The sequence below is a fragment of the Nostoc sp. DedSLP03 genome (assembly GCF_034530815.1).
In the GTDB taxonomy this organism is placed as follows: Bacteria; Cyanobacteriota; Cyanobacteriia; order Cyanobacteriales; family Nostocaceae; genus Nostoc.
Map to the genome: position 1 here is coordinate 1 of NZ_JAVRCK010000120.1, position 21047 is coordinate 21047.

The 21047-nt window shown below is 42.7% G+C and carries 17 protein-coding genes and 1 pseudogene; 8 read left to right on the forward strand and 10 right to left on the reverse strand.

The window, feature by feature from the left end; translation table 11 throughout:
- Positions 1 to 251: 251 nt before the first annotated feature.
- The 3 genes from trpE to RM368_RS34365 form a co-directional block, all read right to left on the reverse strand.
- Positions 252 to 1781, reverse strand: coding sequence for an anthranilate synthase component I (gene trpE, locus RM368_RS34355; protein ID WP_322698202.1), 1530 nt, complete (start codon positions 1779 to 1781; stop codon positions 252 to 254).
- 94 nt (positions 1782 to 1875) lie between these two features.
- Positions 1876 to 2301: a photosystem I reaction center subunit II gene (locus tag RM368_RS34360; protein WP_322698203.1), complete on the reverse strand. Its 426-nt coding sequence runs from the start codon at positions 2299 to 2301 to the stop codon at positions 1876 to 1878.
- 257 nt (positions 2302 to 2558) lie between these two features.
- Positions 2559 to 4568, reverse strand: coding sequence for a DICT sensory domain-containing protein (locus RM368_RS34365; RefSeq protein ID WP_322698204.1), 2010 nt, complete (start codon positions 4566 to 4568; stop codon positions 2559 to 2561).
- A 728-nt stretch (positions 4569 to 5296) separates the two neighbouring features.
- Here RM368_RS34365 and RM368_RS34370 point away from each other — a divergent pair.
- Positions 5297 to 7588 (forward strand): amylo-alpha-1,6-glucosidase, encoded by a 2292-nt coding sequence (locus RM368_RS34370; protein WP_322698205.1) that lies wholly within the window; start codon positions 5297 to 5299, stop codon positions 7586 to 7588.
- A gap of 89 nt (positions 7589 to 7677) precedes the next feature.
- On the opposite strand, the gene RM368_RS34375 is transcribed toward RM368_RS34370, so the two are convergent.
- The 4 genes and pseudogenes from RM368_RS34375 to RM368_RS34390 form a co-directional block, all read right to left on the reverse strand.
- Positions 7678 to 8358, reverse strand: a complete 681-nt coding sequence (locus RM368_RS34375) for a hypothetical protein (protein ID WP_322698206.1) — start codon at positions 8356 to 8358, stop codon at positions 7678 to 7680.
- Entirely contained in the window at positions 8358 to 8771 is a 414-nt protein-coding gene (locus tag RM368_RS34380; protein WP_292752920.1) for a RusA family crossover junction endodeoxyribonuclease, read from the reverse strand. The genes RM368_RS34375 and RM368_RS34380 overlap by 1 nt, the downstream gene beginning before the upstream one ends.
- A gap of 79 nt (positions 8772 to 8850) precedes the next feature.
- The gene (locus RM368_RS34385) at positions 8851 to 9171 is read right to left on the reverse strand and encodes a hypothetical protein (protein WP_322698207.1); all 321 of its coding nucleotides are present in this window, start codon (positions 9169 to 9171) and stop codon (positions 8851 to 8853) included.
- Positions 9161 to 9346: pseudogene (locus tag RM368_RS34390) on the reverse strand (BrnT family toxin); the annotation flags it as partial. The pseudogene RM368_RS34390 and the gene RM368_RS34385, both read right to left, overlap by 11 nt.
- A gap of 270 nt (positions 9347 to 9616) precedes the next feature.
- Between RM368_RS34390 and RM368_RS34395 the strand changes: the two are divergent.
- The 4 genes from RM368_RS34395 to RM368_RS34410 all read left to right on the forward strand — a co-directional run bounded on the left by RM368_RS34395 (position 9617) and on the right by RM368_RS34410 (position 13079).
- Positions 9617 to 10675, forward strand: a complete 1059-nt coding sequence (locus RM368_RS34395) for a chlorophyll a/b binding light-harvesting protein (RefSeq protein ID WP_322698208.1) — start codon at positions 9617 to 9619, stop codon at positions 10673 to 10675.
- 83 nt (positions 10676 to 10758) lie between these two features.
- On the forward strand, positions 10759 to 12282 hold the full coding sequence (locus RM368_RS34400; RefSeq protein ID WP_322698209.1) for a chlorophyll a/b binding light-harvesting protein: 1524 nt from the start codon (positions 10759 to 10761) through the stop codon (positions 12280 to 12282).
- A 229-nt stretch (positions 12283 to 12511) separates the two neighbouring features.
- Positions 12512 to 12787, forward strand: coding sequence for a hypothetical protein (locus tag RM368_RS34405; protein WP_322672933.1), 276 nt, complete (start codon positions 12512 to 12514; stop codon positions 12785 to 12787).
- Between the two features lie 46 nt (positions 12788 to 12833).
- Positions 12834 to 13079 (forward strand): hypothetical protein, encoded by a 246-nt coding sequence (locus tag RM368_RS34410; RefSeq protein ID WP_322698210.1) that lies wholly within the window; start codon positions 12834 to 12836, stop codon positions 13077 to 13079.
- A gap of 213 nt (positions 13080 to 13292) precedes the next feature.
- Here the strand turns inward: RM368_RS34410 and RM368_RS34415 are convergent, their stop codons facing one another.
- Together RM368_RS34415 and RM368_RS34420 are read right to left on the reverse strand one after the other, a co-directional pair.
- Entirely contained in the window at positions 13293 to 13622 is a 330-nt protein-coding gene (locus RM368_RS34415; RefSeq protein WP_322698211.1) for a DUF2973 domain-containing protein, read from the reverse strand.
- Between the two features lie 306 nt (positions 13623 to 13928).
- Positions 13929 to 14246, reverse strand: a complete 318-nt coding sequence (locus tag RM368_RS34420; RefSeq protein WP_322698212.1) for a DUF2605 domain-containing protein — start codon at positions 14244 to 14246, stop codon at positions 13929 to 13931.
- Between the two features lie 667 nt (positions 14247 to 14913).
- Here RM368_RS34420 and thrS point away from each other — a divergent pair.
- The 3 genes from thrS (at position 14914) to RM368_RS34435 (ending at position 18154) form a co-directional block, all read left to right on the forward strand.
- Complete coding sequence (thrS, locus tag RM368_RS34425) at positions 14914 to 16749, forward strand: threonine--tRNA ligase (protein ID WP_322698216.1); 1836 nt, start codon at positions 14914 to 14916, stop codon at positions 16747 to 16749.
- Positions 16750 to 17331: 582 nt separating this feature from the next.
- Complete coding sequence (locus RM368_RS34430) at positions 17332 to 17787, forward strand: hypothetical protein (RefSeq protein WP_322698213.1); 456 nt, start codon at positions 17332 to 17334, stop codon at positions 17785 to 17787.
- Between the two features lie 190 nt (positions 17788 to 17977).
- Positions 17978 to 18154, forward strand: coding sequence for a GMC family oxidoreductase N-terminal domain-containing protein (locus tag RM368_RS34435; RefSeq protein WP_322698214.1), 177 nt, complete (start codon positions 17978 to 17980; stop codon positions 18152 to 18154).
- 396 nt (positions 18155 to 18550) lie between these two features.
- Here RM368_RS34435 and RM368_RS34440 read toward each other — a convergent pair.
- Positions 18551 to 21047: HEAT repeat domain-containing protein (locus RM368_RS34440; RefSeq protein WP_322698215.1), on the reverse strand; the 2497-nt coding region annotated here is incomplete at its 5' end.

The window sequence follows — 21047 nt, forward strand, 5'->3', positions numbered from 1 at the left end:
TTCTAGTCTCAGCTTTTTTTTGGGCTTTTTTCAACCCGTCGAACTCACGTTAAAAAGGATTGGGGTTAAAGTAGAGTTTACAGGTGACAGGTAATACTGTACCCAGTACTTGTCGGGTTTTGGGGAAAAGGGGAAAGAAAAAACCTTTAACCTAAACCCAGTAACCTTTTCCCAAAACCCAATTCCGAGTTAAAAATGCACAAAGCGTGCAGTATTGATACTGTACCCTATTTCCTTCTTTAGTCCCCAGTTCAACGCAAACAACGAATCGCCTCTAATAGACCTCTAGCTTTATTTAGCGTCTCTTCGTATTCTTTTTCTGGCTCAGAATCAGCTACCAAACCTGCACCAGCTTGTACGCTCACGGTATTATCATGCACTACCATTGTGCGAATTGCGATCGCAGTATTTAATTGTCCTTCAAAATCGTAATACCCATACACACCGGAATAAACACCACGACGACTAGACTCTAACTCGTGGATAATTTCCATCGCCCTAATCTTGGGTGCGCCGCTTACCGTACCTGCTGGGAAGGAAGCTTTCAGTAAATCCCATGCTGTTTTACCCAGTGCTAATTTACCTACAACATTGCTAACAATGTGCATCACATGGGAGTAGCGCTCAACTACCATTAGTTCATCAACTTTGACGCTACCACTTTGACAAACACGCCCCAAATCATTCCGCCCTAAATCCACAAGCATCACGTGTTCGGCAACTTCCTTGGGGTCTTGGAGTAAATCTTCAGCCAAGGCTGCATCTTCCTTAGTAGTTTTACCTCGCGGACGCGTCCCAGCAATTGGACGTACCGTTGCTATTACTCCACCATCAGAATCGCTTTCGGCTTTCACCATCACTTCCGGACTAGAACCAATGATTTGCCAATCTTGGAAGTTAAAGTAAGCCATGTAAGGCGAAGGATTTATCTGACGTAGCGACCGATAAAGGGCAAAAGGGTCGCCTGTGTATGTTGTTGATAGTCGCTGAGAAATTACTACTTGAAAAATATCACCTGCTTTAATGTAATCTTTGGCCTTGTCAACACTGGCACAAAAATCAGGTCGGGTAAAATTACTCTTATACTCCTCTGCGCCTCTGCTCCCTTGCTCCTCTGCTCCCCTGCTCCCTGGCGGATTCCATTCCAATCGAGTTTTTTCCGGCGATAGGGGTAGAGATAGCTTTTCGAGCATTTGGGTGACGCGATCGCCCGCTTGTTGATATGCTGCTTTTAAATCTACATTCGGGTCGCGTAAATCAGCATAAGCGATCGCCCAAATTTTCCGCTTCACTTGGTCAAAAATCAACAAGTGGTCTACTTGCATCCACAATCCATCAGGGATATTCCGCTCATCTGGTGGATAAATGGGCACACGCGGCTCAATCCACTGAATCAATTCATAGCCCCAAAACCCAAATAAACCGCCAATTCCCGGCGGGAGTTGTGGTAATTTTACTGGGTGATAAGGTGCTAAACATTCGGCTAAAGCTGTAAAAGGGTCGCCAGCAAAAACCACCTGCGAACCATCGCGGTTTTTCTGAGTCGTGCGATCGCCCCTTGCTTCCAAAACCCACACCGGATCGCAACCAACTAAACTATAGCGTCCCAGTTTTTCCCCACCTTCTATCGATTCCAACAAAAAGCTATAAGGTTGACCCGCACAGACTTTATACCAAGCAGATACGGGCGTATCTAAGTCCGCTACCCATTCTTGATATACCGGGACGAAGTTGCCTTGTTGCGCTAGGGTAGAAAACTGGGAGAAATCCGGAAACATCATTATTTTTCAAAGGTAATTGGTAATTGGTAATGGGTAATGGGTTTTTATTTACCAATTACCCATTACTAATTACCCATTAGCGACTAACAGCTAGTTACGGAGCGTCGTAGGTAGTAACACCGCTAAACTTAATTTTAGAGGGGCTGGGGTTTTGTCCGATACGACGGTCTACATAACGCACTTTGTCACGACCTTCAGTTACCTTTTCAGGGAAGTTACCATCAGCTGGGTGAAGTAAAGTGGTTTCTCCGTTGGGTAAAACCCGGTAAACTTTGTAATCTGTGATTTTGAGTTTACGAAGTTGCTGACCGCCCAAAAAGATGCCATATTCTTTACGAGCTATATACAGCAGGTTTTCACCTTTCCGCATAACAGCAGCACCACCTGTAGGCAATTCAAAAACTTGCTCTTTCGGGCTAGTCCAAGTGATAGCGTACTTTTCTTCAACTGCTGCTTTGTTGAGCAAGCCACCAGTGCTGCCAGCAAATAGCGGGGTTTGTCCAGAGAGTGTTTCTGCCATAAAGTCTGTTCTCTCAACGTTTTTAGGGAATCCTAACATCGCAACCAGGATCATATTGCGATCGCGTCATAGACTGTAACAGTTTTTAGTCATTTGTTCTTTGTCCTTGGTTCTTTGTCATTTGTCATTTGTCCTTTGTCCTTGGTTCTTTGTCATTTGTTAAAAACCAATGCCCGATGTCCCATGCCCGATGCCCCATGCCCCATGCTCAATGACTAATGACTAATGACTAATGACTAATGACAAAGGAGTAATACCTATTTACTCTTGACTTTTGTCCGCTTTTCCTCTTGGCTACTCCGAACAATCGGGATGGTGAAGTGAAACTGACTGCCCTGGTCTTTACCAGTTGACTCTGCCCAAATTTGCCCACCCCAGCCATTAACAATTTGACGGCAAATTGCTAAACCAAGTCCAGTTCCGCCGGCGGTGCGGCGCAGCGATCCCTCTTCTTGATAAAAGCGGTCAAAAACTACTTCTAAACGATTTGGTTCAATGCCGCGTCCAGTATCAGCTATAGTCACTTCGACCATTTGACGGCTGTTGTCAATCGCTTTAATCGTGATTTCTCCTTGGGGTGGTGTAAATTTCAAAGCATTGTCTATGAGTTTTGCCAGTACCTCGACTAGCCAATCACCGTCAGCTCTAACTAAAGGTAGATTTTCGGCAATTTGAGTCTTGATTTGGGGCGGCTTTTCCGTTGAGGAACGCGTGCGATTTCGGCTGAGTGCTAAATCCACACATTCTTGTAAGGTGAGGGATTCTGGATGCCATTCCACTCGGCCGCTTTCCAAGTTGGAAAGTGTGAGGAAATCTTGTACCAGTTTTCGCATCCGTTCCGAGTCGGAAAGAGCGGTGTTGAGCATGACCTGCTGCAACTCCAAGGGCATATCTGGTTCTGTAGCGAGACTTTCCAAGCACACTTGAATTGTGGATAGGGGAGTACGCAATTCGTGTCCAGTGATGGCTATGAGGTTGCTGCGGGTGCGGTCTAGGGCTTCTAGCTGCTGGTTAAGTTCTTCTAGGTTAGCGTAAGCTTCCGCTTGAATGAGAGCTGCTCCTACTTGGGTAGCGATCGCTTCTACCAAATCTAATTCTCCAGGTTGGCACTCGTGGGGTGGCATCCGGCAGTAATGTAACTCCACAATCCCCAATAATCGCCCCTGATAAAATACTGGTTCCATCAGCCAAGAACGAATGGCAAACTTTTTGGCGATCGTGGAAAGTCCTGGCGATTTGGTAACGCGGGGGTCACTGAGCGTATCGCTGACACAAACACCTTCGCCAAGTTCTACGATGTCCCGAAATAGGGAATTTTTCTCTAACTCCCAAGTTTGTCCGCAAACAGATAAAATACCGGGAGTCAAAAACTCATGTTCAATTATCGCTTGGCTATCCGTAGCTTGAGCGCGGTAAATTAAACAGCGACAAGCTTCTAGGTGTTGCCCTAATTCTTGTGCCGCCACTTGGAGAACTTCATGAGGATCGAGCGATCGCCGAATCGCAGTACTAATCGAGTTGACTAATCGCTCTTTTCGTGCTTGGGCAGCAATAGAACGGTAAGCTTTGTGCAATTTGTACTGACTAGCTTGCAAATAAGTTACTAAGCGCTGCACAAAGGGGTCTGTATCAATGTCACAGGCGTACTCGTTTACCTGTTCGGCTCCAGAGTAGTTTCGCGGTTCGCCAATGCCAAACCTCTGACGTGCCTGTTGAATTTTACTTGTCAGTTCTGGTCTGTAAACCAAAACCCGATTTAACAACAATTCGGCGGCTTTCAGGCTAACTCCCCTTTCTGATGTCCAAATTCCCTCAAATCTTCGGGCTGTGTCTATATCCAGATTAGGGCTTAGTTCCGGTAGTTGGTTGTTTTTGGCAAGAGAACCAAGGTTTTCTCGGCAAACCAAACAAGTGGCATAATTGTCAGCAATCACTACCAAATGCCACTCCTGACTTAAGCCATCCGTTGCCTCAAAAGCCACTTTTTCATAGTGTTCCGAACTGTTGGCAAAATCCGTTTCTGGAGCAGACAATACGTATATTTGATTACTTCGCAAAGCAAGTCGCTGGTAGCGATGAGCTTCTTGGCGGTAGAATCGCTCTCGCTGGAAACTAGCAATTACAAGGGGTTTCGCTAAAGTCGCAGCCAAAACTTGATCTTCCATCGCGTGGGAGAGCGCCGTTAGTGAAGCCTTAAAATATAGCTGGGGCCGCAAGTTGGGTAGGGACTTTAGCAGATCACTCAGCACAGAAGTCGAAATGCTCATGAATTATTGTTAAACGCTCAACCTCGATCAGATCCACGTCACAGCTGCATTGTACAAATTCCAAGGGACTCTCAAGTTAAATAGATAGTTGCAATATGTAAAGAACGCTAAAAAGCGCTTTTCGCCAAAGCTAGTCGCAACACTTTGTTACCAAATAAGGGGCGTGGGTACACTTGATTTGCTGATTGACAACCTATTACGCCCAATATACATTCAGGGCAACTGATGCTTTTGCTTGTACAGGTAAATTTTTTCAGGAATAAGTACTAAAACATTAATTATTGTATGGTTTTAACTACTGTGTTCGCTAATAACCATGGACGATTGATTTCTAGTCCATGCGTTGGCAAAATCGCCTGTCGTAGACATTGCCTACTTCGCCGATGTTGATTTCTGCTTGCTAAATAAGTTTTCTTAGCCAAAAATCATGACTGCGATATTTACATAACTTAATCACTAATGTTGATTAAACTTAATCAATTAATTATCATAAATTAGTCTAATCAAATATCAAAGATTATTTAAAATCTTGTGTCTCTCTACAATACGCTGTTTTTTGTTTAAACTATGTGTCTAGACACAAATCTTTCTTTTATCGACCTAAATAAATAAATTTAGTTGCTCTGTCTCAAAGTAAAAGGTATTTATTCTTTCCTTCTGCCTCTTGGGTAAGAGACTTATACTCAAAAGACCACAAAAATATAGACCTGTACACGGAACTTTGTCTAATGACACCGGATACGCTAATCACCCCAGAAAAAATTTTTCTGGATGGAAAAACTTTTATTCCTGCCGAACAATTACCGATTCCGGAGTGGCCTTGTGTTGTGGCTGAAAGATCGCAACCGACACTAACGGTTAAAGATGATGATTTATTTTTTGTGACAGATACTATCGGGAATATTTCTGGCTGTTCCCTCAACGATGGCAATCCCAGTATGGGACTGTTTTGTTGTGATACCAGATTTCTGAATCGCTTGGAGGTGCAAATTGAAGGGCGATCGCCTGTACTTCTCAGTAGTACTGCCGAAAAAGGTTTTGCACTCTCAGTTTTGTGTACCAACCCCAGAATTGATGAACGCCTCAAAGCCGAAACTGTAGGAATTCGCCGAGAAATCGTGCTGAATGGAGCATTATTTGAAGAAATAGAAGTATCTAACTACAGCACAACCACTGTCAATTTTGAACTAAGTATTAGTTTTGATGCGGATTTTCTTGATTTATTTGAAGTCCGTGGCTATGACAGAGAAAAACGAGGTCGGCTTTTACGCCTAGTAGAACCGACGACTGAGGAAGGAACATCTTCTCACATCGATGGTGTTGCACCAGTACCTAAAGAGCCATTTGCCTATAGAGAAGAATCCTTAACACTCGCCTATCAAGGTTTGGACGGCTCAGTGATGGAATCCCGGATTTTATTCCAGCATCGCCAACCAGACAATTTCAAGGGTTACACTGCGGTTTGGCAGCTAGAGTTGGCTTCTCACGAAACTCAAAAGCTGGGCTACCGAGTGAATATGTTGAGAAACAACCAGTCCAGTTCAACCGTGAGTGCTGCCACTACTTTAGGACAAGCGAAAGCTGCTGAGTGGATGGAGGAGCAACACTGGGTACAACAAATTACTCGCATTAGCTCAGATAAGAGTACCTTCAATCGAGTGATTGAGCGGGCTGAACAAGATATGTATTTGTTACGCCAGTCTTTTGGTAAGTATAAAACTGTTTCCGCTGGAGTACCTTGGTTTTCGACATTATTTGGGCGAGATTCGCTGATTACAGCTTCTCAAAGCCTGATGTTAAACTCGCAAATCGCCAAGGAAACTCTGATATTACTGGCAACATACCAAGGTAAAATTGACGACGAATGGCGCGAAGAAGAGCCGGGTAAGATTTTGCACGAGTTACGTTTGGGAGAAATGGCTCGTTGTGATGAAATTCCCCATACACCTTACTACGGTACAGTTGATGCCACTCCCTTGTGGCTGCTGCTCTATGCCGAACATTATGCTTGGACTCATGATCGAGAACTCTTAGAGCAACTTTGGCCCAATGCTCTAGCGGCAATGGAGTGGATCGATCGCAATACCAAAGAAACCCCTTATCTCAGCTACTTCCGTAGATCCAAACGCGGTCTTGTTAACCAAGGTTGGAAAGATTCTGGCGACTGTATTGTAGACCGTAAGGGAGAATTAGCCAACGGCCCAATTGCTCTGTGTGAGGTGCAAGCTTACGTCTATGCTGCAAAAATCCGCCTAGCAGAAATAGCTAGGATGAAGAAGCGGCTTGATTTGGCAGATCGTTGGCAAGAAGAGGCCAGAAATCTTAAGGTTCGGTTTAATCAAGATTTTTGGGTAGAAGATCAAGATTTCTGCGCCCTGGCTTTGGATGGAGAAGGTAAGCCAGTAGACAGTATTACCTCAAATCCTGGTCATTGTCTGCATTTGGGACTTTTCACAGACGAAAAAGCTCATAGTGTAGCAGAACGGTTGCGGGCACCAGATATGTTTAATGGTTGGGGCATTCGGACTCTAAGTAGTTTGTCACCCGCTTATAATCCGATGGGTTATCACATTGGTTCGGTTTGGCCTCATGATAACGCTTTGATTGCAATGGGATTGCGATCGCTCGGTCTTATCGATCAAGCCTTAGAAATATTCCAAGGTTTATTCGATATGACTCAGCAGCAACCCTATCAACGTCCTCCAGAACTTTTTTGCGGCTATGAACGGAACGGTGATAATGCTCCTGTGCAGTATCCGGTTGCTTGTACTCCCCAAGCTTGGGCTACGGGTAGTGTTTTCCAACTACTGCAAATGATGGTCAACTTGGTGCCTGATGCTCAAAATAACTGCTTGCGAATCATCGACCCCGCTTTGCCAGAATCGATTAATCGCTTGTCATTTCATAATTTACAAGTAGGCCCCACCATCCTCGATTTGGAATTCGAGCGTTCTGGGACTACGACTGCTTGTCGCGTTGCGAAAAAACGCGGTAATTTACGGGTAGTTATTGAAGCTTAGAAAGGGAGTAGGGGGTGGTGAATTATCCACTCCCTATTTTATGATTGGTGCGATCGTCACGCAGTTCCATCCACTCCAACAATCCAGTGTTAGCCTGCTTCATCGCCAGTGTGTAGAGTTTCCAAAAGCTGCTCTGTAAGCTCGATTAATTCAGATACAGAATTTTGCGTAAGTTGTGTAGTTTTGAAGCCATGAGCAATAGAATTACGTAATGGGAGTGCATTCATTAGTAACTGATACTCAGATTTTGAAATTACACCTTCAGTTGCTAATTGCTTTACTAAGTAGTGTGGATCAAATCTTTCTAAACTTAGCTCTTCCTTTTGGGCAATAAGTCTCAAAGTTGCTTCTACCAAAGACCAAGAATATAAGATAGCTGATTCTGGATGTTGCGTTGTAAGTTGCCTTGCTACTTGCAACTGTGATTCTATTTCATGTTCTTGAAGAGAAGCCTCTGCTTTGGGAGAATATGTTGTATCCTCCGGGTTGGTCATTACTAATTCAAATCTCCAACCAGGATGTTTTTCTACCGCTTGAGCTAAATTACCTAAATATTGATTAGAAGAAGAGTTAAGTGAGGAGCGTGACTTGACTTCAATAACTACATTTTCTTCTCCTCGACGTACTATCATGTCAGGGCGATAGTAATTAAGGAAATCTGGTAAGTCTTCTGGATTTGGATGAAAAAAAACTTCGTAACCCTTTTCACGATACTCCTCTGCTAGTTTCAACAATCGCTCTCTTTCTAAGTTTGCAGTTGGAGTTTCCATCAAATAATTACCTCCTGGTTAGGAGCATCAATTACAACAATATGTAAGAACTCATTGCCACTAGCAAAGCCTTCCGCCAATGTCGAGGTCATGTTTTCTATTCTAAAGTTACCTGACAAATTCCTCTTTCTAACTAAAAGATCGCTTACTTGATTATCATCGACGTAAGCTAATCCTTTAATTGCATCTTGAATAGGCTTCACTATATTATCTATATCTATTTGAACAGAATCATAGAAATAGGTTATCTGGAGCATAACTAACCCAGTAGCTGTTTTTTGTTCCGAAGACCAGTATTTTTCAGCTTCTTGTCGCACTGTCTTTTTCCAATCTTGAAGCCGATTGCCCTTACCGCGCTTACGAGCCTGTTGTGATACTGGTCGCCCATTTACTATGAACTCAAATCTGGTCAATGCACTTCTAAATAATAGATCGCAGGTTATTCTATGCTAGTAACCTAGAACACAAGCAGATAAACTCCCGCCCCGCTACTCATGACACAGGAAGACTGCCGTTACTAAGTGTTGCTGCGTCGCCAGTAGCTTCGCTGAGTGCTTCACGAATTATCTCATCACTCACACCATGCCGTTTCAGGCTGGCAATCAATGTAGAAACAGTATCACCTTCAAGTCGCTCAAGATCGGCTCGAAGTCCTTGTCCGATGTAAGCACGAACTAATGGCTGATAACCAGAAAACCCTAATAATGGTGCTACTCGCTTCAAATCCTCAATCACATCTTCGGGAATGCGAATTGTGACTGTCGTCATTGGACGATTTTTATCAAGTCGCTTTTTTAAGACTTCAGCTTTCATAGTATTCACGTTCCTTACGCGTCGCTTTCCGAACCGAGATAATCCGAATCATGTCGTTTTCACGCTCAATGTAGACGACGTACAGAAGATTCCATCGTCTGTTCAAGCCAATCACAGCATCCCGCTCCTCATCATTGCGGCTTGCATCAACCACCACTAGAAACGGATCGAAGAAAGCTTCTACGGCTTATTGAAATGTTATGCCGTCATCATTGCTGCGATTAATCCAAGCTTTCTCCTCGTTTCAAACGAAGGTGACACCATTAAGCACGAAAAACACATCTATCCCTACATAGTTTAGGCAAGATGTATTTACGTTGTCAATACGCTTTCTTGTAAAAGTTTACAATCTTATTAATGAGATTTACTTTCATTAATCTGAATTTTAGTGTAGACTCTTTTTTGAAAACTATTGAGAAAATTAATCAATAAGTTAGAGGGTAAAATGACAACTTCTACAAGTCCGCTGTCGGTGGAGCAAGACCTTACTGACTCGCCTTGGTGGGCTGGTAACGCCAGACTCACCAGCTTATCAGGGAAACTACTAGGCGCTCACGTCGCTCATTCTGGTCTGATCGTTTTCTGGGCAGGAGCTATGACTTTATTTGAGCTAGCCCACTTTAATCCAGCAGAACCGATGTATTCGCAAGGCTTAATTTTGCTACCTCATCTAGCTACTCAAGGTTGGGGTATTGGTGCAAATGGTGCAGTCGTGGATACTTATCCCTACTTTGTAATCGGAGCTTTACATCTGATTTCCTCAGCCTTTCTGGGTTTTGGAGGAATCTTTCATTCCCTGCGTGGCCCCGAAAAATTAGAAGGTAAAGTTCCTTTCTTTGGCTACGACTGGTCAGACACGGGTAAAATGACCACAATCCTTGGTATACATATGGTTTTACTGGGTTGTGGTGCATTCTTGTTAGTCGCCAAAGCAATGTACTTTGGGGGTTTGTACGACCCAAATGTTGAAAATGTGCGGGTAATTACAAATCCGACACTAAACCCAGCCGTCATTTTTGGTTATCTGTTTGGCGCAATTAGGAAATTCTGGATTGCTGGCGTTGACAACCTAGAAGACGTGGTTGGTGGACATATTTGGGTTGGTGCAATGTTGATTATTGGTGGACTTTTCCACATAGCTACTAAGCCCTTTAGTTGGACGCATCCACTATTTGTTTGGTCTGGAGAAGCTTATCTCTCATACAGTCTGGGCGCTTTGGCACTGATGGGTTTTATTGCAACTCTCTTTGTATCGGTAAACACCACTGTTTATCCTGAAGTTTTTTATGGGCCGGCGCTTGTAGTTAGACAGAATATCGTGCCGTACTTTTCATCACCTGACCCTGACCTTGTAACTGCTCGGACTTGGTTAGCTAATGCCCATTTTTGGTTAGCTTTCTTCTTTCTCCAAGGTCATATCTGGCACGCCTTGCGGGCGCGTGGGTTCGATTTTCGCAAAGGTAGAGTGAGCCAGGAGGCGGTAATTCCGCAACCAATTAGCTAAATTCAATTTAATGCAATAGATTTGCAATTGTTTAGGAGTATAAGCTCAACAATATTGCTAAATATTCTCAAGGAGTTTTGGAAATGACAGCAGTAATTGAAGATAGCCCATATAAGCAACAGATACCTGATGTTGGTTGGTGGGCTGGTAACTTTCGTCTCACTAATTTATCAGGAAAATTACTAGGCGCTCATGTTGCCCATTCTGCATTGATTTTGTTATGGGCTGGAGGGATGACGCTGTTTGAATTGTCGCGCTTCAACCCTAATGAGCCAATGTATGAGCAAGGCTTAATTTTGCTACCTCATCTAGCAACTCTCGGTTTGGGTGTCGGTACTGGTGGGCAAGTTATTAGCACCTATCCCTACTTTGTAATCAGTGTCTTACATCTGATACCTTCAGTGATTCTGGCAGCCGGTGGTATTTATCACTCTCTGCTGGGTCCAGAAGTGTTACAAGATAATCCTACTTGGGCTGGATTTTTTGGCTATGACTGGAAAGATAAGGACAAGATGACAACCATCTTGGGCATTCACCTCACGCTTTTAGGTTTAGGTGCTTTGGCTTTAGTTGCTAAGGCGGTGTTTTGGGGTGGACTGTTTGACCCTTGGGCTGCTGGCGGTGGAGATGTCAGGGTAATCAATCATCCGACACTTAACCCATTGCGCATTTTTGGCTACCTATTTGGGGCTTGGGGGCCAGAGGGATTGGCTGCTGTTGATAACTTGGAAGATGTTGTTGGCGGTCACATCTGGGTTGGTTTGATGTTAATTGGTGGTGGTATTTTCCACATCTTGACTAAGCCATTTGCTTGGGCGCGCCGAGTTTTGATTTACTCAGGGGAAGCGTATTTATCTTACAGCATTGGTGCTGTAGCATACATGGGCTTTTTAGCAGCATATTTTGCATCAGTTAATAACACCGTCTATCCCGAAGTTTTTTATGGGCCAGTTAGAGCTATAGAAACTTCTGCTGGTATAGTTTCTGCTCGTGGTTGGTTGGTAACTTTCCATTTTGTCCTAGCGCTCATGTTTCTGTTAGGTCACATTTGGCACGCTCTCCGCGCTCGTGCGATCGCAGGCGGATTTGATTTTAAAAATGGTGATATGGTTCAGCCTCCACGTGTAGAGCGCCAAACGAGTAATCAGGTAAGCGCAGTCAATTCTTCCGATCTGACGCTGAAGTTTCTCAAATACTTGCCAATTTACCGCCCCGGTATATCTCCTTTGTGGCGGGGATTAGAAATTGGCATGGCTCATGGTTACTGGCTAGTTGGCCCCTTTGCAACATTAGGTTCATTGGGTTTATTACGCAATTCTAATGTCGGCAGCTTGGTTGGTTTATTAGCCACAGGCAGTTTGATTATCATCCTGACAATTGGTTTTTCGCTTTATGGCACTACTAGCTACGAAAGACAACAGGAAATCTATTCACGATCGGTTTCGGTTGCAAGTGTTGCCAAAGTACCACAGAGCATCAATACTGTCGCTGAATGGAGTCAATTTACTGAGGGCTTTTTGATTGGTGGAATTGGTGGAGCAATCTTCGCTTATCTGCTATTAACTAGTATTGCTTTATTCGGTGCGATCGCAATCAACTCGATTTAATCATCTAGTGATTTAGTACTCATTATGTAAAGACGTAGCATTCTACGTCTTTACAATAAATTAGAGCAAGACTTAAATTGCTCACACTCGCCTCATTCCTTTTGATTTATGTCTACCTACTGACTCAGTTAATTTAGTTTCACTCAACACTAGCTAAATAATATTTCATGCCTGCGGTTAAAAGCAGTTGACTGCGGGCACTTTTTTCTAATCTTTAGGAGGATGACTTATGCTGGCTACAATTTTTTGCGCTTCATTTGCTTGGGCCACTTTGATTTTCTTTATTTTGAGTATCTGCTTTACCTTAAAACAAGGAATAAATCATTTAAAAAAGCTACATCAAATTCCTTGTCATGCTTGTGAATATTTCACTAACGACTATCGCCTTAAGTGTACTGTACATCCAACTAAAGCTTGTTCTGAGGAAGCGTTCGGCTGTCTTGACTTTGAACCTCAAACTTCTTTTTGTAATGCTTGTCAAAAGGGTCGGCAAAAGCTTTATTAAAATTTTCTAATTAGATAATTTCTAATCCGTAATACTCTAAATACTTATGAACAGACAATCTGATTTGCTATCGGAACTATGCGATTTTTTATATCCTCGTAGTCCATATTATGGGCAATTTAAACCAGAGTATCTAGTATTTAACGCTAATCTTCAAGATTTTTCTCAACGGGTAAACTACATTTGCAGCCTCCAAACTAGTGGTAAACTTTCACCACAAGAGGCTTACAAACAAATTCACATCCTCTGGAGACAGTTGAAAAGTGCTAGAAAAGAATTGGAAATTCGCTAGCTAAATAGAATGAAAATTGTATCCGCCTGCGATCGCAGTCCTTGCAAGATGAGTGGAGTTGTCCACCAATTGAGTATTTTTAACAAAATACAAAAAAGTTACATTGACTGGATTAATATGGAAATAAATTTTTCCTAAAAAAAATTAAGGATGTAAAAACAACAACCATTTACACCCAAATTGCTAACAGACGCGATTAATCGCGTCTCTACATTATGCTTCTTCGGAATTATCTCTTTTATGTCCTGGGGATGCTTCGTAAAGCGCATCAAGATGTTGACGCGCATCTTCAACGTTAATCGAACGCATTACCAAAAGTGGTTCTTTAATTAAGTTTCCAGCGCTATCTAATAACTCTGGATGGGGTACAAACTGTTTTTTTGATGAATAATAACCAGAGTTACGTTGGTTATTCATTGGCGAGGAATTCGTTGGGTAAGTTCGCTCCCGATCGAAACTGAACATAATCAGGTTACGAATTAAGTTGCCAACAGCTATAAATGCAAGGATTGTAAAAGCAAGAATGTAAAGCAGATGTAACATTGGATTTTCCTCCAGAACAGCAATTTTTAAAACTTTATTTTGTAACGCTTTGTTTCGCCGATACTGTACTGACAGTTAAGACGAATATTATACGCACTTTTCAGGCGCTTACATTTATATGGAGCTATTTGTCAACCGTTATTCCACTTACGGTAGCATAGGATACATTATTTTGCTAATCCAGATAATGTTAAGAAATTGTTAAGATTTTTCTACTATCTTTTTAACGACTGATTTACCATGTTGCGTAGACGCTTCCTTGGTAAGTCTTGAGACATCGCTAAGTTGTCTGCCGAAATTTAGCGCTTAGACTTCACGTCCTTGACGAAAGCGCATTGCGACATTCCAGCATTCTGTTACTAATTCATGCCAAGGCATTAACGTTGCCATATCAATTCCGACTTGTTTATCAGTTGCATTAAATAGCATCTTCGCCGTATTTAGTTCGTCTTGGGCTTGCTTAACCCGCAAGAGCAAGTCAGATTGCTCTTGGTGACTCATAAATGAGAGTTCCTCAGTTTCGAGTAAATGGCGCGATCGCGTAAACCAATGCTGAAAATCTTCCAGCAGCGGATCTAAAACCGTTTTCAACAACTCAGTCCCTGGTAAATTTGAGTCTGACATAAATAAGAGGGATATTTCAAACTTGCTTACTAATATTAACGTTATTTACGTTTCTTAATACTTTTTAGGTTTCTCTCATAATTTCTTGATGTAAAATTTTGTAACAAAGGGCACAAAATTTATTATATAGTCTCGATCTCTGGTTTGTACAGTGCCTTTGGACAGGCATCTATAGGCATATATGACAGCGAGTTGAAATTCATAAGATAATTTAGCGATATCTACGACGAGCTACGCCTACGCAGGCAATCCTGAATTTGAGACTCAGGTAACAAATCAAAAATTTATCTTTATTTTTGGATTGAAGAAGAATTCAGGACTCAGAATCAAACCGCTAGGCAAAGTCATTTGTCATTTGTTATTTGTCATTAGTTCAAGAGAAAGCACGCCTACTCTTGAACATAGTTTGAATTACTCCGATGAAAGAAAAACTTTTTCTGCCCACCGTCAAAGCAAGTTTGCGGTGAGCTTTGTTGAATTGCTCATGGCATTGGATAAGGATGGTGTATGCACCAATGACCAATACTTCGGCTTCGCTCAGTACAAGTGACCAATGACCAATGACAAATGACAAATGACTAATTAACCAAAGTCGTTATAGTTGAATAAGCCTACAGATTCAGATAAATCACCTTTTGTAATCACCTCGCCAACGGTTCAGCAGCCAATGTCGCCAAATTCATCAAATCAGTCACAACAGTCAGAACAAGTTGAAAAAATCTATTTACCGCGTACCAGCGAATCGGAGAACTTAAAAAAGATTCGCCACACTGCTTCCCATGTTATGGCAATGGCGGTACAAAAGCTGTTTCCCAAGGCGCAAGTTACAATCGGCCCTTGGATAGAAAATGGTTTTTACTATGATTTCGACAGTCCAGAACCATTTAGCGAAAACGATCTCAAAGCCATCAAGAAGGAGATGGCGAAGATTATCAATCGCAAATTGCCAGTAATTCGGGAAGAAGTCAGCCGCGAAGAAGCCCAACGCCGGATTCAGGGAATTAATGAACCTTACAAGCTAGAAATCCTGGGAGATATCAAAGAGGAACCAATCACAATTTACCATCTGGGGAATGAATGGTGGGATTTGTGTGCGGGGCCTCATCTGGAAAATACTAGTGAATTAAACCCGAAAGCAGTTGAACTAGAAAGCGTTGCTGGCGCTTATTGGCGTGGGGATGAAACTAAAGCCCAATTACAACGCATCTACGCCACCGCTTGGGAAAGTCCAGAACAACTCGCTGAGTACAAGCGACGCAAAGAAGAAGCGCTGCGGCGAGATCACCGAAAGCTGGGTAAGGAACTGGGATTATTTGTATTCTCTGATTTAGTGGGGCCGGGTTTACCTTTGTGGACACCCAAAGGCACTTTGTTGCGGAGTACTTTAGAAGACTTCCTCAAACAAGAACAGGTAAAACGGGGTTACTTATCTGTAGTAACACCTCACATTGCCAGAGTAGATTTATTTAAAACTTCTGGACATTGGCAGAAATATAAAGAAGATATGTTCCCCTTAATGGCAGACGATCAAGAAGCTGCTGCACAGGAACAGGGCTTCGTGATGAAGCCGATGAACTGCCCCTTCCATATCCAAATATATAAGAGTGAGTTACGCTCTTATCGAGAATTACCGATGCGCTTGGCGGAATTTGGTACTGTTTACCGCTACGAACAATCAGGCGAATTGGGCGGTTTAACACGGGTGCGCGGTTTTACTGTAGATGATTCTCACTTATTTGTTACCCCAGAACAACTCGATAGCGAATTCCTTAGTGTGGTGGATTTGATTTTGTCGGTGTTCAATAAGCTGCAACTGAAGAACTTTAAAGCTAGACTCAGTTTCCGCGATCCGGCTAGTGATAAGTACATCGGTTCAGATGAAGTTTGGGACAAAGCTGAAGGTGCAATTCGCCGTGCAGTTGAAACCTTGGGGATGGAACACTTTGAAGGAATTGGAGAAGCGGCTTTTTATGGGCCAAAACTTGATTTTATCTTTAGTGATGCCCTAGATCGGGAGTGGCAATTAGGAACTGTACAAGTAGATTACAATTTGCCAGAACGCTTTGAGTTGGAATACGTCGCTGAAGATGGCGTTCGCAAACGTCCAGTAATGATTCACCGTGCGCCTTTTGGTTCGCTGGAACGGCTAATTGGGATTTTAATTGAAGAATATGCAGGTGATTTCCCTTTGTGGTTAGCACCAGTGCAAGCTAGATTACTGCCAGTGGGTGATACACAGCTAGACTTTGCGAAAGATGTGGTAGCGAAGATGAGAGCATTGGGCATCCGTGCAGAAGTGGATACCAGTGGCGATCGCTTGGGTAAACAGATTCGCAATGCAGAGAAAGAAAAAATACCCGTGATGGCAGTGGTGGGAGCCAAGGAAGTAGAAACCAACACCTTGAGCATCCGTACCCGCGCCTCTGGAGAATTGGGAGTTATCCCTGTCGATGAGGTGGTGGATAAGATGAAAGATGCGATCGCTAAGTTCGAGAATTTCTAAAATATAACCAAAGACGCACACTATATAATTGGTGTGCGTTTTGTCTATTAGATTCAAATCATTGGCTAGGTGGTAAGTATCTAGGCATAAATAAATTTAAAGTTTGTAGTAAGGAATTTAGTCTTGATAATCCTTGCTCTGAGCGATAAATCGCTGACTACAAACTAGGAGTTTATTTTATATTTAATGATGTCTACCTACTTAGGTTTTGGCAAAAGTGCGATCGCGTTCTACTTGCAGGCTGAAACTCTAATTTTGCAATAACCTGCAAACTTTCTGCATAAATTGATTTAAACCTATTGACAATACTAATCAGGTGAATTCATGAGTTTTGAATACTCATTAACAAAGTTCAAAAGGTGGATTCATCCAGTTCAAAAATTCATTTTAATTTTAACTTTTCACTAGATTTTGCAGGTCAGAAAGTATCATAGACAACAAAACTTTTCTCAATCACCGCACTTAAGAAAACTTTTCGAGTTATTCAATACTGTTAGGATTAATTTAAAGACTTGTGGAATCTGCTCTTCCTAAACAGACTGGACTTGCATAAATTACTGTCAACAATTTTTGACTCACATCATGAACCGCTTTACCTCTATTTTGCTTGCCAGCTTGATAGCATCTGCTTCGGCTTTGGCTATTTCTCCAAAAGCTGATGCTAATACACCAGCCTATGATGTTGCTCAGTTAGATAGCTACAGCTATCAACGCAACGATGATGGTAACTACGAACTTCATAGTCGTCACCATAGAAATGATGACTATGACCGCGAGAACGACCTTCGCAACATTCGTGATAATTACCGTCGCTATGAGCGCAATAATAATCGTCGCTATGAACGCGATAATTACCGTCGTTATGAACGCGATCGTAATCGTCGCTATGAGCGCAATAATAATCGCCGTTATGAACGCGAGAATAATCGTCGTTATGAACGCGAGAATAATCGTCGCTATGACCGCGATAATTACCTTCGCAACATTCGTGATAATTACCGTCGCTATGAACGCGATCGCGGCTGGGGTCGTTATTAATCCTTTTGCCTATTTATTAAGCTTAGTTCCAAGCGAACTGAGCATTGATTCTACTTGGCGATAGGACAAAGACAATCTATGTTTTCACTCATTGCAATATCTGACTTTTCACTCTTATCTAGAAAACCTCGCTTCCATTACCTAGTAAGAAAGCTTGCTCAGGATTTAGGTTTAGCGTTAGCTTTTCTAGATGAGTGAAAGGTCAGATTTTTTTAAACTAATCACTGCTGGCGCGTTCGATTCACCTAAACTGCTGAAACTGCTGATGTTCTCTGGAATTGGGAATGCAGAACATCTGCGATCGCTAGACATTCCTGTAGTCTGGCGTAGATGCAGAGCGGCTTGTGGTCATACCGTTTCACCTTAAAATTGATACAGATGGCAGGCAGGGGGAGCAGGGGAGGCAGGGGAAGCAAGAAAAGTGATTTGTATCAAAAATTTCGTGAAATAGTATAAGCAGCGATCGCAATGTATTTAATATCAAAGACTCATTAATGGAGTTCAAATACTCATTAATGGAGTTCAAAGGCTCATTAATGGAGTTCAAAGACTCATTAATGGAGTTCAAAGCCTCTTTAATGAAGCTAAAATACTCATTAATGGAGCTAAAAGCCTCATTAATAGAGTTCAAATACTCATTAATGGAGTTCAAAGACTCATTTTAATCAAATCAAAAATCTTCCCTCAAATTATAAGTCTCTTTCTCAATTACGAATTATGTTAGCGTAGCGGGGCGTAGCCCATTACCAATTACGAATTAATATCACGCTCTTGGCCGCAACAATTGCACGAAGGTATCACTTACGGTATGGTCTTTGGTATCGGCGGCGTATTGAACTAATTTTTCCTTCAGTTCTTTGGCTGCATCTAACGGGAGTAACGTTGCTAGCAAAAAGTAGACACCACGAAAACGGGGGTCATTCATGTGGTCAATGAGCCGATTTTTAGCTTCCTCACTCTCGCCGAGAAAGTTCTGCACCAAAAAGAAATCCATAATCTTGTCGTGGCGGAAGTACCATTCTCTCTTGGCTTCGCCTTTTTCGTCTTGCCACTGACGGCTGACAACCATTTTATATTTATCATCTTCCAAAGACTGTAATACTTGGTAAAATTCATCCGCAGGTAACGCCTGTTCATCATTCAGCCGCATTTGATAGACAGCATCGGAGAATTTTTTCAGGGGAAATTCCTGATTCCACTCTTGCAAATATTCTGCTGCCATCAAATTATATTGATGTTGTTGCAAGTGAAACAAATCGGGGTATTCGCCTTGGGACAGCATCAGGGCCACCACAGTTAAATCCATTGGATTAGAGAGAACTTTCTCAATCGCGCTTAATTCTTGGGGTGATTGCTGATTAGTGAGGGCTTTGGTTAAAAAACTAGCAGTAGCTTGCTCATAATTAGTACCTTGAACTTTGGCATTTTTGGGCAATCGTGGCTGACGGGAAATCAGAAATTGCTGAATTTGTGGTTGTTCAAGGGAGAGCAATTTATATATTTTGGCTGTTGAGGGTGGTGTCCACTCTAGGGGTTGGGTGGTCATGATGATGTTACCCCGGAAATAGCTTTCGGCAAACTGACAGATTTTTGCTCTGGTGTCGGCGGTAACTTCATTGAGTCCGTCAATGCAAATATCTAATGCACCACTGTAAATTAAATTCTTGAGAAAATCAGCATCTTGTGCTTGTCCGTGCAGCTTCGCTTGAATTGCCTCAATTACCCCTTTGTCACACTTGTGTGCAGGTAGATAAACCACAAGCCGCCCAGAAGTTTTTACCAAATAGCGCAGAAACATTGACTTACCCAAGCCAGAATCACCTTCCAAGATGACTTGTCCTTTGATGCTAGGTAGCGCTTGGGTAATTGGTACGGGTTCCTCTACACCGGGAACTTTCACTTTAGAATTTGGGAAGTAAGCTTCGGGGTTAAAATTATCTAACCCGGCATCAGCTAGTAGGGAAGGCTTGAAGGGTTCAAATAACTTTTCGCGGAAAAAGGGAACCCAGGTGAGAATTAAGCCGACGTAGCCAATACCGAGAATGCGCCTCACCCAAGGATTCCAGAAGAAGATGGCTTGAACTTGGGGAAATTTGGGGTAAGCGAAGATGAGGGCAAGCCAAAAGGCAGCATGAATCAAAATAGTCGTTCTGGCGTTGAACAACCACTGCCAAGTTTTGAGGTTAACTATTACTGATTGCAGCGAGTCAGCTTCTGTGTATCCGGCATTTTTGAGGTTGTTGTAGTGAGTTTCTAAAATACCAATATCTTGCGGTTTCCAATGGACTTTTCTCGCAACTACAGCAATTTGCTTTGCTAAGTCTTCGCGTAATCGTGCAAAATCTCGACTCGGTTCCCAGACTTGGGCAAAGATTTTGAGAGTTTTATCACCGCGATCGTGGCTTAATGAAACAGGAATCGTTTTAGTCTCAGGAAAACCCAGCCATGTGAGCAGTGTTTTGACTTCATCAGTGCCGCTACCCAGGAAATAGCTAAAAAATCGCCACTGTGCAAATTCTGATTGACCTGCGTAATAGATGCTATCCAGAATTACAACAATATTATTCAGGTTGAGTTGTTCTATCTTTCCCAATGCCTCTGCTGCACCGGAACGAACAGAGTTGTCAACAGATTTATCCTTGAGGATGTCAGCAATGTCTTTGACGTAGGGTTTGGCTGTCTCCCCCAGATTTCCCAATGCCACTGATGCACCGGAACGAACAGAGTTGTCAACAGATTTATCCTTGAGGATGTCAGCGATGTCTTTGACATAGGGTTTGGCAGCCTCCCCCAGATTTCCCAATGCATAAGCTGCACTGGAACGAACATTATCATAAACGGATTTATCCTTGATGATGTCGAGGATGTCTTTGACGTAGGGTTTGGCTGCCTCCCCCAGATTTCCCAATCCCACTGCTGCATTGGAACGAACATTATTATTAACGGATTCATCCTTGATGATGTCGAGGATGTCTTTGACGTAGGGTTTGGCTGCCTCCCCCAGATTTCCCAATTCCGCTGCTGCACCGGAACGAACAAAAGAGTCAACGGATTTATCTTTGAGGAAGTCGAGGATGTCTTTGACGTAGGGTTTGGCTGCCTCCCCCAGATTTCCCAATGCCTCTGCTGCATTGGAACGAACATTTGGGTCAACGGTTTTATCCTTGAGGATGTTGAGGATGTCTTTGATGTAGGGTTTGGCTGTCTCCCCCAGATTTCCCAATGCCTCTGCTGCACCGGAACGAACAGAGTTGTCAACA